This is a genomic window from Pseudomonas sp. 9Ag, from assembly GCF_902506445.1.
GTDB classification, from domain to species: Bacteria; Pseudomonadota; Gammaproteobacteria; order Pseudomonadales; family Pseudomonadaceae; genus Stutzerimonas; species Stutzerimonas stutzeri_AB.
Genome location: NZ_LR733836.1, coordinates 1,263,112 through 1,277,356 on the forward strand (window position 1 = coordinate 1,263,112; position 14,245 = coordinate 1,277,356).

Consider the following 14,245-nt stretch of genomic DNA (forward strand, 5'->3'; position numbering starts at 1 on the left):
TCTCTCTCCCTTGTCTGTCAGTGATGGAGTTCGGGCCGGCTTGTGCCTGACCAGCTCGACTGGCGCCGCAGGTTGATGAGCTGTATCAGGGTACCGGTCAGTGCGATGGCGCCAGCGCTGGCGGCCAGCGTCCAGCTGGGCAGTTGCAGCAGCAGAAGGAAACCTCCCGCAGCGGCGCCGATGGCGCTGCCCAGATAAAGCGCCGATTCGTTCAGGGCAATCGCGAGGTTGCCGTCGCCCTGCGCCTGCCTTGCTAGGATCAGCTCGTTGTTCTGTGGAACCTGCAGTGCCCAGCCAACGGCGCCCCATAGCGCAATGGGCAACATGACCAGCCAGGCGCCCAGTGCGGCGGCAAGCGGCAGCACGAATAGCGAGGTCGCCAGGATCAGCATGATGGCGAGCACCAGCACGGGACCTCGTACTCGGTCCACCACGGGACCGATTAGGAAGCTGCCCAGCACGCCACCGATGCCCCATATCCAGAGGTAGGGGGTCACCGAGCGAACCGCGCCATACGCCGGGTCTGCGAGCAGGGGAGCGATGAACGTGTACATCCCCAGACTGGCAACGGCCGCCAGGAGCGATACGAGCAGGATGGTCACCACATGTCCGTCGGTGAGGATGGCCAGTTTCTGGCGCAGGGAGCTGGTGGGCGCCGCGGGCAGCCCTGGCAACATGATCGACAGCCCTGCCAGGGCCAGCAGGCCCAGAAGCGTGACCAGCCAAAGTGCGGCCTGCCAGCCTGCCTGGTCGGCGATCATCAGGCTTAGGGGGACGCCCAGCACCACGCCGCTTGCCATGCCGCCCATGATGATGGCGATCGATTTGCCGCGCCGCTCGGTCGTCGACAATGCGGCGGATGCCCCGATGCCCATGGCCAGGTATACGCCCGCCCCGATGCCGGCCACGGCCCGCCAGATCATCAGGGTATTGAAGCTTGTCGACATGGCGCTAGCTGCGTTGGCGACCACGAACAGCGCAAGAGCGAGGAGGAGCCCGGCGCGCTGTTTGTCGGGTGGCGTCAACGCGACGAATAGCGGGGATCCGAGGCCGTACGCCAGGGTAAAGGCTGTTACCAGCTGCGCGGCGACAGCGACCGAGACTGAAAAGGACGATTCGATCATCGGGATCAGGCCGGCGGTGACGTAGGACGCCATCCCGAGTGCGAAGGCACCGAGGGCGATCAGGTAGATGGGCAGCTGGTTGGGCGAGGGGTTGCTCATGGGTGACACTCCACGGACGGACGCGACGCGACCCCGTCGGGACCGCGTCCCGATGGGTTAGAGAACGAGGCTGATGTCCTGCTCGGTGAGCCAGGTGTTTAGGCCGACGGCGAGTTCCATGCCCATGCGGTCGTACATGGGTGAGAAGTCGCCGAGGGGCCGGTCGAGGGTTTGCTTCACGCGCGACAGGTCGAGCAGGCCGCGCACGGGAGCATCGGGATCGGCGATGATTGCGGTCAGCGAGGTACGCAGCGCCTGCTCGTAGGCCGGATCTTGCGTGGAGGGGTAGGGGCTTTTGACCCGATCGACGATGGAATCGGGAAGCAGGTCGCGGGTCGCTGCGCGCAGGATGCTCTTCTCGCGCCCGTCGAATGCCTTCATCTGCCAGGGAATATTGAAGGCATAGTCGACCAGACGGTGGTCGCAGAACGGGACCCGGACTTCCAGGCCGACGGCCATGCTCATGCGGTCCTTGCGATCCAGCAATGTCTGCACGAAGCGCGTCAGGTTCAGGTAGCTCATCTGGCGCATGCGCCGCTCGACCGGGCTTTCGCCCGGCAGTTCGGGCGTCTCGGAAATCGCCTGGCTGTAGCTGTCGCCTAGAAAGCCCGGCATGTCGAGTTGGCGAAGCAGCCCGGCGTCGAACAGTGTCTTTCCGTCGAAATAACGACCCGTGACGGACGCCAGCCAGGGGAAGGTCGGCGCCTCGATCGCTGCCGGATCGTGGAACCAGCGATAGCCGCCGAAGACCTCGTCGGCGCTTTCGCCGGACAGGGCGACGGTCGAGTGCCTGCGCACTTCCTGGAACAATCGATAAAGAGACGGCCACATGTCGCCCCAGTAGGCAGGGGGCAGATCAAGCGCGCGCACGACCTGGCTGCGAAGTGCCGGGTCAGCCAGCTCATGGCTCTCGAGTACGATCTCGGCGTGGCTCGAGTGGATGCGTTCAACCAGGTCGCGCACGAAGGGCGCATCGGGGGTCCCGCGTACTGCGTCGCTGGCAAAGCCGCCGCCATGATCGTGAAAGTCTACCGAGAAGGAACGGATATTCTCCCTGCCGCTGGCCAGTAGCTTGCGCGAGGCCAGGGCCGTAATGATTGATGAGTCGAGGCCACCTGAAAGCAGGCTGCACAGCGGGACATCGGACACGATCTGCCGCTCGACGATGTCCTCAAGAAGCTCGCGTGTATGGTCAATGGTCTGCTCGAGAGAATGAGCATGTTCGCGTGCCTCGAGTTGCCAGTAGCGGCGTCGCGAAACGCCCTGGCGGTCGATGCTCACCAGCTCGCCCGGAAGGACCTCTTGCATGCCGTCGAATACGGCATGACCGGGCGTCTTGACCATTTCCAGGATCTCTCGCAGGCCATCGGCACGAACCCTGCGAGGGACACGCCCATTGGCCAGCAGGGCCTTTGGCTCGGAGCCAAAGATCACGCCGTCGTCCGTGCGGTAGTAGTAAAGCGGTTTGACGCCCATGCGGTCACGAACCAGCAGCAGTCGCTGGCTGCGCAGATCCCACAGTGCAAAAGCAAACATCCCGTTGAGGTGATCGACGAAGCCCTCACCCCATTCAAGGTAGGCGCGCAAGGCGACTTCGGTGTCGCTGTGGTTCTCGAAGTGATGGCCGCGAACCTGAAGCTCTGCCCTCAGCTCGCGGTAGTTGTAGATCTCCCCGCTATAGGTGATCGCGGCCGCTTCCCGACCGTCAGCCTGTCGGGCGAGCATCGGCTGCCTGCCCCCTTCAAGGTCAATGATCGACAGCCGGCGATGACCCAGCCCGATGGGGCCGTTCAGCCAGAGGCCTTCGGCATCCGGCCCCCGCCGAGCCATGGTGTCGGTCATGTGCTGCAGGGTGTCTCGTTGTGTCTGCATATCGAGGCTGTAGTCCAGCCATCCAGCAATTCCACACATAGTCTTTCTCCAGATATGACGGTTTAGCCGAGGGTTTCCAGATCGCTGTCTTCGGCCAGCAGGGCCCGGGTATCGCCATGGCAGTAGCGAGCCGGGGGAGGAGTCGATGCTCGTGCTTCGAATTCGTTGAGCAGGCGCTGCAGGCCCAGCGCCGTTTCGAAATCGGCAAATGGAAAGTCGGGTGGTTGCCGGTGCGCCACCCACTGCAACGCCTGCAGGCAGACTCGGGAAAGCTTGTGCAGCGTCTCCAGGCCGGGCTGGCGAGGGGAAAGGGCCAGTTCGTGCAGCACCAGCTCGGTGCCATCGGTATCACGCATCCAGATGCGCAATTGGTCGTGGTCCCATTGGGGGGTATCGAAGGTCAGGCGCGCATGGATCAAATGCGCCTCGCGATCGACAAAAGACAGGTCCACCGTGCGCTGCCGTACGACGTTGACGAAACTGGCGTAGCCACTCACTGGGGCATCTCCAAGCGTTGCGGTCAGCTGAAGGGTGTCGAGAACGGCATTACCCGAAATGGAAAAGTCGGAGCGGATGCCCAGCACGCCCGAAACTTCCAGCGGTCCTGCACAGGGACACAGCCAGGACAGCAGGTCCAATGCATGGATCGCTTCGCTGGTGACGCCGCAGGTAGGGCGGTAGTCGTTGATGCGATCCTTGCCCCAGTGGAAACTCGCCCGTACCAGTTCCCATCCATGGCGTGCGACCCAGTTGCGCAGAACCAGGCTCGCATCCGAATAGCGCTCGATAAGGTTCATGGCGAACCCGCAAGAGTTGGCGAGTGCCGTCTGGATCTGCGCCAGATCCTCATGCGGGCATGTCAGTGGCTTTTCGCAGACGACAAAGCCTCGATACCCGGCCAACTGCTCCAGAACCACTGAGTGCGCGATGTCATTGACGCTTACCACCACGATGTCTGGCGTGAAGTCCTGGAGTGCGCCATCGATACGGTCGAAATGCCGCAGCGTGGTCCGCTTAGGACGATGGTCGACGTAGGCGATCGAAACGGAGATGCCAGAGCAGGCGCCAACGTGCTCGAATGCGCGTTGAAAACGCTGGCCGGCGTAACCCAGGCCAATGATGAGAATCTTCATCCGCGTGCCTCCTGACGAATCAGCAGGCGTTCGTGGCTGGGCTCGAAACCGAGGGCCCGGTAGAGCCCTTGCGAATCCGCGGTGGCCTGGAGCACGACGGTGGTGACCTCGCGGTTGTCGAACCAGCGCAACAATTGCTGCATGAGCTGCCTCGCAGCTCCTCGGGAACGCCACTGGGGCGCGACCACCACCGACTGCACCCAGCCTGAAAGGCCGTTGAGGTTGGCGGACGAAGGTGCCCTCGCATCGATGATGCCGGTTGCGCAGCCGACCACCTGGCCAGATTCTCGGTGCTCGGCCGCGAAGACCTGCACGCTGTCGTTCGTGCCAAGCGTGCCGGTCAGCCAGCTTCGGTAGGCAGCGCGCCAGCGTGCCTGCTCTGTCGGAGTCCGGGCCGAATAGCTGGCGTCCGTGCCGTCGAGCAAGTGTGCTCGCAGCTCGATCAGCATGGCCACGTCCGCCAAAGTGGCGCTTCGCACATTGAAGGGGCGGTCAGCCATCAGGCCACCTCCGTTGCGAATGCGGCCGAGGCCAGCGGAATGGCGAAGTGCTCGAAGGTTTCCCGAAGCGCGAGGGCCAGGTGCTCTAGTTGCGCGCGACTGTGGTTCGGTGTGGCGTTGACGCGAAAGCGCTCGGTGCCAACCGGAACGGAGGGATAATTGATCGGCTGCAGGTAGACGCCATGGGTGTGCAGCAGGCGCTGGGCGGCTGCCCTGCAGCGCTCCGCCTCGCCGACCAGTACGGGCAGTACATGGGTCTGCGAGCACGGCATGACAGGGATGTCGTGTTGGGCAAGCCGTTCGCGAAGCAGCGCGGTGTTGGCGTGCAGGCGGCTGCGCTCCTTGTCGCTTGCCTTGAGGTGCTCGACGCTCGCCAGGCAGCCGGCGGTGATGGCCGGGGGCAGAGAGGTAGTGAAGATGAAGCCGGTTGCAAACGAGCGCACGGCATCGACGATCACGCGGCTGGAGGCGATGTAGCCGCCGATCACGCCGATAGCCTTGGCCATCGTGCCCTGGATGATGTCGACTTGTTCGGCGAGCCCGAGCTGGGCCGCCAGGCCAGCACCGCGTGGACCGTACATGCCGACCGCGTGCACCTCGTCCAGGTAGGTCAGTGCGTTGTAACGCCTGGCCACCTCGATGATCTCTGCAATGGGGGCGATATCGCCATCCATCGAATAAATTGATTCGAACACGACGAGCTTCGGCTGACCGAGCGGGTACTCAGCAAGAATCCGCTCCAGGTGTGCAACGTCGTTGTGGCCGAACACCTTGCGCTCGTTGGGAGTTGCACGGATGCCATTGACGATGGAGGCATGGTTCAGCGCGTCGCTGACCACCACACAGTCGGGGATCTGGCGCAGCAGGCACTGCAACGTCGCGTCGTTGGAACCGAAGCCGGTCGGGAATACCAGTGCCGCTTCCTTGCCGTGCCAGTCGGCCAGACTGTCTTCCAGCCGAGCATAGGAGGCGTGCGATCCGCCGATGTTGCGCGAGCCACCCGACCCGGCCCCGTAGGTATCCAGCGCCAGGTGCATCGCTTGGCATACCGCCTCGTGCTGGGACATGCCGAGGTAGTCGTTGCTGCACCAGACGACAACCGGCTCCTGCCTACCGTCCTTCAGCGTTGCCAATGGGTACTGGCCGCAGATCCGGCTAAGGGTGATGAAGGTGCGGTATTGATTGGAGGACTTCAGTAACTCCAGCTGCTCGCGAAGTAGTGATTGGTACATCCGTATCTCTCCTGACGGTCAAGACGCCGCCCATGCGCTCTGGCGCGGGCCTTCGGGACGACGAGGAGCTATTCTTAGTACCACTACGATGGGGTTACAATTTGACCATTTATGCTATTACTGGAGGTAACTGGATGAGCGCGCCACGCAGTCTCGAGCGAAACCGGGCAGAGCTGGCTGACTTCCTGCGCAGTCGGCGTGAGCGCATCACGCCCCAGGAAGTAGGCCTGCCAGCGGGCGGCCGCCGCCGTACCCCGGGGCTTCGACGCGAAGAGGTCGCCGCCCTGGCCGGGGTTGGACTGTCCTGGTACACCTGGCTAGAGCAGGGCCGTGAGATTGGCGTTTCGGCTTCGTTCCTCGAGAGCCTGTCGAGAACCTTGAAGCTCGATGCGACTGAACGTCGCCACCTGTTCCTCCTGGCGCATCAGCGCCTGCCACCGGAGCCGGGCAAGACCTGGTGCGTGGTTCCGGCGCTGGTGCACCGGCTGATGGCCGACCTTCCGTTGCGTCCGGCGTACGTGCTGAACCTGCGGTGGGACGTGCTGGCCTGGAACGCCGCGGCCGACAAGGTGTTCGGCTTCTCCAGTGTGCCGGCCGAACGGCGCAACCTGCTCTGGCTGCTCTTCACTGCGCCTACGCTGCGAACGTTGCTGGACCCCTGGGAGGACCAGGCGCTGCAGATCCTGTCGAGTTTTCGCCGCGACTTTGTACGCGCACCGCAGGATCCCGATATAGGGAATCTGGTCAGGGACCTGGAGAAGGTCGACCCCGATTTCCGGGCCTGGTGGCGGCAGCAGGACATCCACGGGCCGTGCCAGGGCATCCGCCATTTCCAGCTTCCTGATATTGGGCCGGTCGTGTTCGACCACACCTCGCTGTCCATCGATGTGGACCGCGATCTGCGCCTGGTCTATTACGCCGCCAGGGAAGGGGAGACCCAGAGCCGTCTGTTCGAGCAGTGGCTTCAGGCCGAGAGCGGCCAGGCCCAACTCGAGGCAGCTGCCCTCAGCTGAGAGTGGGGCCGCGTGAACGGCCGATCTGCCAGGACACATGGGCGCCCCGGACCGTGGCCGTCATCGTTTGCCCCAGCCTGTGTTCGATGACGGGCTTCCAGGGCACCAGGCTGAACCCCATGCCATCGTCGAGCAAGGCGTAACGCCCGCTGGCCAGCTCGATGCGGCGGCGATAAATCCCGCTGGCGGACTTGCCGTCGGCCAATGGGCGATACTGCAGGCCCGTCCGAGCCTCGATGTCATGGGCTGCGACCGCCAGTTCTCGATCCCGCAAGGTTGGCAGGAGGTTGCGCGCGATTTGCGTACGGTTTCCTCGACGTTGCGCCAGGCCCTGCTCGACCAGCCAGTCCGCGCGCCGGCGCAGGGCGTCACGGACCTCGGCGCCGAAGCCTCGATCACCGATGGCCTGGTTGTTGGCGATCAGCTGCGTGTCCAGCCAGGTGGCTCCGTTAGTGCCGATCTGCCGCTCGAGCGTAAGCGGGCTTCGTACCCTGACCGACAAGCCACCCGTGCGCCTGGCATCGTACCGTCGCCCGCGCTCGATTAGATCGTCCGGCACGCGCCATAGCCCTTCACCTGTCCGCTCGACGATTCCCGCCCGGCGCAAGGCCTCCAGCCGTCGCTCATGGGCATCCAGCAATGCCTCGGGTTTATCGCTCAAGCCCGGCTGCCGAGCCAGGAGCGTGCGGTGCTGCTCTCGGCGGTAAAGGCCGTCAGCCGCGAGTGAGCTGATGCGTCGATCCACCGCTCTCGGGGCCTGGGAGGCCTGCGCCTCGATTAATGCACCCATTGGGTAGTCGGACAGATCGGCGCCGGCCGGCAAACGCAGGTAATGGGCCCTGCCATCGACACCGTCGATCGCCAGGTAGGCCCGGTCGTGCGCCTCGCCGGCAAGCCCCTTGTCTGCGAGCCGGCCCACTACGACCTGTTCGGAGCCTGGCTCTACAATATTCAGTTCTGGCCACCTGCCGGACATGGCGCGCTGCATCGTCCGGACGATATCGCCTCGTTCGCCCATGGCCCGCAAAGTCTGCTCGGCACGGTCGTCGACATGCCAGTGGCCGGTTCGTGGTTCGTGCGCCAGCCCCAACTGCTGCAGATGTTGCAGCCGACCAATCAGCTGTTGCCGCCGTGGATGGTGGGCGATGTCCTGCAGCCGTATCCCATCGTTCCGGGACTGACGCAGCAGTTCGCGATCAAGGTTGGTCCATCGGGTTTGCCCGATTTCGCGTTGCAGCCCTTGGCGTATCTCCCGCTCGGTTCGCGGTCCCAACCATTCGGTGGCCAGTTGGCATGCCTGATGGCGCATGCCGTGCGAGATATAGTCGCGTGCGATGACCAGGTCCCGTCCGGCCTCATCCTTGCCGCGCAGGACGATGTGGGTGTGGGGGTTGTCGGTGTTCCAGTGGTCGACGGCCACCCAGTCCAGGCCAGTGCCGAGATCACCGGCCATGCGCTCCATCATATGCCGGGTGAAAGTGCGCAACTCCTCCATCGAATCGGCATCCTCGGGGGAGACGATGAAGCGGAACTGGTGGCGGTCGTCCCGCCCCCGCGCCTCGAACGTCTCCAGGTCGGCGCGATCGTTCATCGGTCCGTATGCCTGTCCGGGTTCGCCTTCGCGTCCGACCCCCTCGCGCTCTATGTAGCGTAGGTGCATCGAGATTGATCGCTGGCTGGTATGGCGCAGATTCACCAGGCGTGTCTTGATAGTCACCCGGCGATCGCTGGGCGAGGGGCTGGCTGAGAGCCGCGCCGCGACATGACCCCGACCGAGGCGGGCGCCCGGCCGATGTGCACCGGCACGGCGAATACCCCCGGCCTTGCCGGCCTGGCGAATGACCTGTGTAACCAGCGACTCGCTGCGATTCCCGGGCGCCCCGAGCCTGAGCTGAAATCGATCCTCCGACGCCTTGTCTCGATCATTCATGCTGCGCCCCCGTATCGGCGTGGTTCGAGGCGACTGCACGGGCGGACGTCAACAGTGGCGCACTCCCGGCTCGAAGCCCGACACGCTCGCCGACGCAGCCGTGCCGCTCCCAACCCCACGTGCAGACTGGTCCCGAAGGCCACTTCGTGCCGCCTTCTTTTATCTTGCCCTCCGCTTCTCCTGCCTGATGCACCCTCTACACGCATCGCTACCCTCGCAACTTGACGGCGATGCGCGGGTTCTGGACCGCTAGCCGTGCTGCTCGCGATCCACCGAACGCCTTGCATAGATTGGTCATCCTTTATCGAGACGTACGGGGTGGGCGATGCCAAGCACGGCGTCGCGTCTTAGCGGGCCGAAGTAGCGACTGTCGAACGAGTCCGGATGATCGGGGCTGAGCAGCCACAGCTCGTCCTCAGAGAGCGCTCGACAGCCGTTCCATCGGGGAAGGGGACGGCCGGCGAGGTCGTGCGGCTGCCACCGCGCAACCACTCGACCATCAACAATCACCTGCCGCGCTCTGATGCAGACCCGGCTCGGCGACGTGGCAAACACCCGCTTGATAAGCGGAACGTTCGCCGGCAGGTAGTGACGTGCAGCTGCCAGCTTGGCCGCAGCCTCGGGGATCTGCACAAGCACAGTGTCAGCGGGCACGATCGACTCAGCTGGCGAAATGAGGTACCACCCGGTCGGCATGCTCGCCGAGGCGTTGTAGACGATTCGCGCGGAAGGGGTTCTGACCACGGCCCAGGCAAGTGCCACCATGCCGATGGCGGCCAGCCCAACAACCAGCCGATTGGCCGGCATTGGATGTTCTGAGCACCCTTGTGCAGACCACCGCTGTAAGCGCACGTCAGGAATCTTCATCAGCCGTGCTCCTGAAATCGATTTTCCAGCAGTTCACGCAGCATTTCGGCGACCGTGCATCCCTGATTGAACGCGGCGACCTTAATCCGCCCGCGCAGGGCCGGCGTCACATCCAGCGTCAAGCGGGCGCTGTAGACGGTCCCCTTGGCGAGAGCGGCCCGGTTGCTTTGCCGTACCCAGGCCTCGGCCTGCCGATTAGCGAGCGGACGGCTGCCGATCGCGTTTCGCTTTGATGTCATAGGGACCACCTTAGTAGCTCATCAACCAGGTTGCTGACTTCACGTGACGCAGCGCTTCCAGGGGCGAGCTCGCACGCCAGCTGTCCGCCCGCGGCGCTGTCTGCAAACACGATTCGCTGACGAATTTCGGACCCAAGCGCCGGCAGTGGTTGGTCGGCCAGCGCCTGACGTGCCTCGCGGCCGATGATGGTCGTGCTGACCCGTCGATTGATGGCAAACGCGGCGCGAAGCGAGGGCTTGAAGACCTGCGCCTCTTGCAGCAGGGCCACCATCTCGGCACTGGCCCACATGTCGAACGGGCTGGGTTGCACCGGAATAAGCACACGGTCTGCAGCCATCAGTGCTGATCGGGCCAACGCCGCAATCCTGGGCGGCCCGTCAATGACTACATGGTCGGCCCGTTGGGCTAGCTGCGGCGCTTCCTGATGCAGCGTCTCGCGGGCAAGCCCCACCGCGCAAAAGAGTCTTGGCAGGCCCCGTTGCACGCGCCTTTGTGTCCAGTCCAGTGCCGAGCCCTGCGGGTCGGCGTCCAGAAGAATCACCGTGCTGCCGCGCAGCGCGAGCTCACCAGCAATATTGGTGGCCAGGGTGGTCTTACCGACGCCTCCTTTCTGATTGAGCAGAGCAAGGATCATGATCTGCCCTCGAAGCAAGCCGAGTACCGTCGAGTCATCCACGGCGGCGCTGACGACCCATAACAAGTTAGGACTCTTTGGTTAGTTATGTTAAGGGCCGCCGCAGGCCCCACAGGTTCCGGGCTAGGTGTGTTTGGGTACGCTCGATAGCACGACAGGCATGCGCCTGATAGCACGTGTGCAGTTGCGCCCGATAGCACGATGCATTCCACAGCTTGTTCGCAAGTTATCCCCGTGCCGCATGCGGCACCGGGCGAAAGGCAAGCAACTCGGTGGACGGCGGGATACGCAGGGTGCTCAACCGGTAACCTGGCAGTGACTGCCTCGCCACCAGTACGCGCAGGTCGTAGGCAAAATCGGAGTACCGCGCTGCGCTCCCTGACTTGCGGTACAGGTGCCGAAAATCGAACTGCCAACCGTCCACCTGGCGACCGCCGTGCTTGCGCACCAACCGATAGAGCCAGCGCTCTATGCCGCCTGTAAGCTTGAAATACGCAGGGTCTATTGTCAGGACCAGCGCCTGATCGAGCACGCCGGAGTAAAACCAGTCCGGCAGGATCATCTCCAATCCCAACGGTTTGCCATCTGGTGATGCGAGTTCGCGCCATTCGTTGATCCAGGAAAAGCGATGCAACCGTCGGCCAGTCGTCTCGCGCAGGGATGTTGCAACACTTGTACTTTGGAGCCGGTCCAGTGCTGCCTTGAGCCGCTGGTAATCGCGTTGCGACGTGCCGCGGCTGATAAACCGCAAAATCTCGTACGGCGTTGCCTGGATGAGCCGTGAGGTTGGGATGCCGGCGTCGCGGGCCTCGACCAGTTGGCTGGCTGCCCAGATCAAGATATCGGCATCCCAGATGGTGGCGATGCCGTGATCGAGCGTCCCCTCGACCCGAACGGTAACCGTGGCGGTTCGAAAGTCGATGGGTGTTGTTCGACGGGACTTGGCCAGGGAAAAGAACGGATGCGCCATCAAGTCCTGGGCATCCCGAGGCGCCAGGTCTCCTGGAATGGCCCGAAAGCATCGCAATGGCTCCGGCGTGGCGCTCATAAGTCATCGCACGCGCCTCCCTGTTGCTGAGCCAGATACTCCGGGTCAAAGGTGGTCTCGAAGCATCGTGCGTCAGCCCAGGCCAGCAGGTCAGACTGGGCGTACATCACGCGTCGCCCGAATTTGCGAAAACGAGGGCCTCCACCGATCACGCGCTGCTTTTCCAGCGTGCGCGGCGACAGGCGCAGAAAAGCGGCTGCTTCGTCGTTGTTCAGATACTGGGGAATGTCGGCTGGGGTCGGTTGCCGGCTCTGATCGGCCTCGCGCTCGAGTCCGCCTGGGCGCCTTTGTTTCGGCGTCGTACGGGAGGGGAGAGGGTGCGCATTGCGGTAGATGTGGCGTGACATGGTATGGCCTCCGGTGAATGAAGGCTTACCCTGGTCCGCACTGAAGCGGGAATCATGCCGCGTTCGGTCTCAAGCGAGTCGACAATAGCTAACTACCGCAATTACAGCGGGTCGAGTCGGACTTGTGACAGGCCAATCGGGCGCTAACTGCCCGTATGAATGTCAGGAGCAGTAAGGTGAGCGGGGCGGCTATCCGATCGCGGAACAGTACATTCGTAAAGAACAAAATATCAATGCCGTGCTTACGGCATCCGGGCTGTGAAATATTCAGTAAATGGTTCTTGCTCGAATGGTCTTAATACACGCCGCCTGTAGAGTGTGCTTATCCGTTCACGTAATTATAATAAATTAGACTGCGGTACGTACTATTAGGCGTCCGCTAGGCACACAAATAGGCCACTGGCCAAACTTACGAGAGTACAGATGAGCAAGATCGCAGAGTACAAACGCCTAGAAGCACAGCTTGCCGAGCAACTCGCTGCGCTGGACAAGCTAAAGGGCGACGATAAATTGCAGCAAGAAATGGAGTTTGAGACGAAACTGAGAGGGCTGCTTACAGAGTATGGATATGGCATCCAAACCGTACTTGATATTCTGGATCCGACGCCCTCAAAAAAGGCCGTTGAGCCAGATAATCGCAGAACACGGGTCATTAAGACATATACCAATCCGCACACCGGCGAAGTTGTGGAAACCCGAGGCGGGAACCACAAGATCCTTAATGTCTGGAAAGCCGAGTATGGTGCTGAGGAGGTCAGATCCTGGGGCAGTAACAGCCATTCTTGACTGCCCTAGGCTGGTCAATAGCACTGCTCTCAACACAGTGTTAACTGCAAAAGTCCCAAGCAGGGCAGACTCGAAATGTGACGCGTATATCCAATAGCGGATCCTGCTCTTTCGTGGTCGGCCGATTGAGATAAGGTCGTTGAAACCGCCGTTGGGGCGGTACCCGCAAAGGAATGCGCATATGGGTAGGTTGGTCCTTAACAGGCGAGTGGGCGAGCAAGTACGAATCACGCTACGGCGCGGCGTGTCGGTCGATGCATTGCTTGACCAACTCGAAGACGAGGGCGTCTGGATTACGGTCGCTGAGGTGGAGGGCGGTCGAGCGCGCCTGATCATCGACGCGCCCGATGAGCTGTTGGTACTGCGCGATGAACTCGTGGAACGGTACGAGCAATCCGATTGATATCCAGCCCTGGGACGGCAGCTGACTGGACTCGTCGCACATGGGTTCGCAGTCCCGGCGCCTGGCTACGGTATCTCCCGGCTACGTGGCAGGTTCGTACTGTGGTTGCTCCGGTGTTGGCGCTGGCTATCGGTACTGCATCGAGTACGTCCTTGGCGGCTGTGGGCTTGCGTACGACCGATGCGACCGGGTGTCACCTAACCGATGGCCGCGGTTTTGAGGCCCCTACAATCGTGTTGATGGCAGGAGCTTTCCGCGAGCCATCGCTGGGACCTGAGACGGCGTTGAAGATCATCGACGTCGCGATCGGCGCAGGCTGCGATATTGATGAGCCGGACGCATTGGGATTGTCTCCATCGAACGCGGCGATTCTCTATAACGAACCAGTGCTCGTCAGGCGATTCCTGGAAGGCGGCGCAAACCCCTACGCGAAAATCATCAGCCAAAAGAAATTGCTGAACGGTAACAACTCATTCGAATTTCTTGAGTTGCTCGAAGCACGCGACAAGCGTCGCAACAGACAAGCGCTCCGTAAGGTGCTCGGCACTCCGCGCTAGACGTGGAGCAGATAAGGCCTGTCATTTGCGATCAATCAGGAAATATTAGCCGCCGTACACACGCTGGCATCTCGCCAGCTCCTAAAGCTGAAAAGTGTGTTTGTCCAGCCAAATAGGTTCCAATTTTTCTTAAAAAGTCGTTGACAACAAATTGTTATGCACATCGGACCGTGCATTTATCGAGTTGGATATGAGAGGCCCTTACGGGTTTCCGTTCTTTTCTTTAAGTAACTGATTTTCAAGGAAATATCTAGAGTGGGTAAAAACTCACCGATCTGTCTCAACCCCGCGCCAGATGGGCGTTTGCCCCAGTCATCCAATAAGTGTTCACAGTGTTATCCACAGGATTTGTGGATAACGGAGGTAGCCCAAGCGTGGCGGGCCTTTCAGAGCGGCTGAAGGACGGTGCGTCCAACCTTACCCTTCGATTGTTTCGCTTTTAGGCATGCCATCGATGACT

The 14,245-nt window shown here is 62.2% G+C and carries 15 protein-coding genes; 4 read left to right on the forward strand and 11 right to left on the reverse strand.

What is annotated here, in order from left to right:
• Nucleotides 1-17: 17 nt before the first annotated feature.
• Genes ALTERO38_RS05740 through hemA form a run of 5 tightly spaced genes read right to left on the reverse strand, consistent with a single transcriptional unit; the run spans nucleotide 18 to nucleotide 5,960 of the window.
• On the reverse strand, nucleotides 18-1,223 hold the full coding sequence (locus tag ALTERO38_RS05740) for an MFS transporter (protein WP_159967596.1): 1,206 nt from the start codon (nucleotides 1,221-1,223) through the stop codon (nucleotides 18-20).
• 57 nt (nucleotides 1,224-1,280) lie between these two features.
• The gene (gene asnB / locus ALTERO38_RS05745) at nucleotides 1,281-3,134 is read right to left on the reverse strand and encodes an asparagine synthase (glutamine-hydrolyzing) (protein WP_159967597.1); all 1,854 of its coding nucleotides are present in this window, start codon (nucleotides 3,132-3,134) and stop codon (nucleotides 1,281-1,283) included.
• A gap of 23 nt (nucleotides 3,135-3,157) precedes the next feature.
• Nucleotides 3,158-4,228 (reverse strand): Gfo/Idh/MocA family oxidoreductase, encoded by a 1,071-nt coding sequence (locus ALTERO38_RS05750; protein WP_159967598.1) that lies wholly within the window; start codon nucleotides 4,226-4,228, stop codon nucleotides 3,158-3,160.
• Nucleotides 4,225-4,728: a GNAT family N-acetyltransferase gene (locus ALTERO38_RS05755; protein WP_159967599.1), complete on the reverse strand. Its 504-nt coding sequence runs from the start codon at nucleotides 4,726-4,728 to the stop codon at nucleotides 4,225-4,227. Before ALTERO38_RS05755 ends, ALTERO38_RS05750 begins: the two co-directional genes overlap by 4 nt.
• Nucleotides 4,728-5,960 carry a 5-aminolevulinate synthase gene (hemA, locus tag ALTERO38_RS05760; RefSeq protein WP_159967600.1) on the reverse strand — a complete coding sequence of 411 codons (1,233 nt, stop codon included), beginning with the start codon at nucleotides 5,958-5,960 and terminating at the stop codon, nucleotides 4,728-4,730. Before hemA ends, ALTERO38_RS05755 begins: the two co-directional genes overlap by 1 nt.
• Before the next feature lie 134 nt (nucleotides 5,961-6,094).
• On the opposite strand from hemA, the gene ALTERO38_RS05765 reads away from it, so the two are divergent.
• Nucleotides 6,095-6,973: a helix-turn-helix transcriptional regulator gene (locus ALTERO38_RS05765; protein WP_159967601.1), complete on the forward strand. Its 879-nt coding sequence runs from the start codon at nucleotides 6,095-6,097 to the stop codon at nucleotides 6,971-6,973.
• On the opposite strand, the gene ALTERO38_RS05770 is transcribed toward ALTERO38_RS05765, so the two are convergent.
• The 6 genes from ALTERO38_RS05770 to ALTERO38_RS05795 form a co-directional block, all read right to left on the reverse strand.
• Nucleotides 6,966-8,903 (reverse strand): DUF3363 domain-containing protein, encoded by a 1,938-nt coding sequence (locus tag ALTERO38_RS05770; RefSeq protein ID WP_159967602.1) that lies wholly within the window; start codon nucleotides 8,901-8,903, stop codon nucleotides 6,966-6,968. The two genes, ALTERO38_RS05765 and ALTERO38_RS05770, sit on opposite strands and share 8 nt — an antisense overlap.
• A 294-nt stretch (nucleotides 8,904-9,197) precedes the next feature.
• Nucleotides 9,198-9,770, reverse strand: a complete 573-nt coding sequence (locus tag ALTERO38_RS05775; RefSeq protein ID WP_256663789.1) for a S26 family signal peptidase — start codon at nucleotides 9,768-9,770, stop codon at nucleotides 9,198-9,200.
• Nucleotides 9,770-10,009 carry a chromosome partitioning protein ParB gene (locus ALTERO38_RS05780; RefSeq protein WP_159967603.1) on the reverse strand — a complete coding sequence of 80 codons (240 nt, stop codon included), beginning with the start codon at nucleotides 10,007-10,009 and terminating at the stop codon, nucleotides 9,770-9,772. Before ALTERO38_RS05780 ends, ALTERO38_RS05775 begins: the two co-directional genes overlap by 1 nt.
• Nucleotides 10,006-10,644: a ParA family partition ATPase gene (gene parA / locus ALTERO38_RS05785; protein ID WP_159969640.1), complete on the reverse strand. Its 639-nt coding sequence runs from the start codon at nucleotides 10,642-10,644 to the stop codon at nucleotides 10,006-10,008. Before parA ends, ALTERO38_RS05780 begins: the two co-directional genes overlap by 4 nt.
• A gap of 226 nt (nucleotides 10,645-10,870) precedes the next feature.
• Nucleotides 10,871-11,692 (reverse strand): replication initiator protein A, encoded by an 822-nt coding sequence (locus ALTERO38_RS05790; RefSeq protein WP_159967604.1) that lies wholly within the window; start codon nucleotides 11,690-11,692, stop codon nucleotides 10,871-10,873.
• Nucleotides 11,689-12,039 carry an AlpA family transcriptional regulator gene (locus tag ALTERO38_RS05795; protein ID WP_159967605.1) on the reverse strand — a complete coding sequence of 117 codons (351 nt, stop codon included), beginning with the start codon at nucleotides 12,037-12,039 and terminating at the stop codon, nucleotides 11,689-11,691. The genes ALTERO38_RS05790 and ALTERO38_RS05795 overlap by 4 nt, the downstream gene beginning before the upstream one ends.
• Before the next feature lie 423 nt (nucleotides 12,040-12,462).
• Between ALTERO38_RS05795 and ALTERO38_RS05800 the strand changes: the two genes are divergently transcribed.
• From ALTERO38_RS05800 to ALTERO38_RS05810, 3 genes are all read left to right on the forward strand, one after another.
• Nucleotides 12,463-12,825, forward strand: a complete 363-nt coding sequence (locus tag ALTERO38_RS05800) for a histone-like nucleoid-structuring protein, MvaT/MvaU family (protein ID WP_159967606.1) — start codon at nucleotides 12,463-12,465, stop codon at nucleotides 12,823-12,825.
• Between the two features lie 181 nt (nucleotides 12,826-13,006).
• Complete coding sequence (locus ALTERO38_RS05805; protein WP_159967607.1) at nucleotides 13,007-13,228, forward strand: carbon storage regulator; 222 nt, start codon at nucleotides 13,007-13,009, stop codon at nucleotides 13,226-13,228.
• A gap of 284 nt (nucleotides 13,229-13,512) precedes the next feature.
• Nucleotides 13,513-13,785, forward strand: a complete 273-nt coding sequence (locus ALTERO38_RS05810) for a hypothetical protein (RefSeq protein WP_159967608.1) — start codon at nucleotides 13,513-13,515, stop codon at nucleotides 13,783-13,785.
• Nucleotides 13,786-14,245 lie beyond the last annotated feature (460 nt).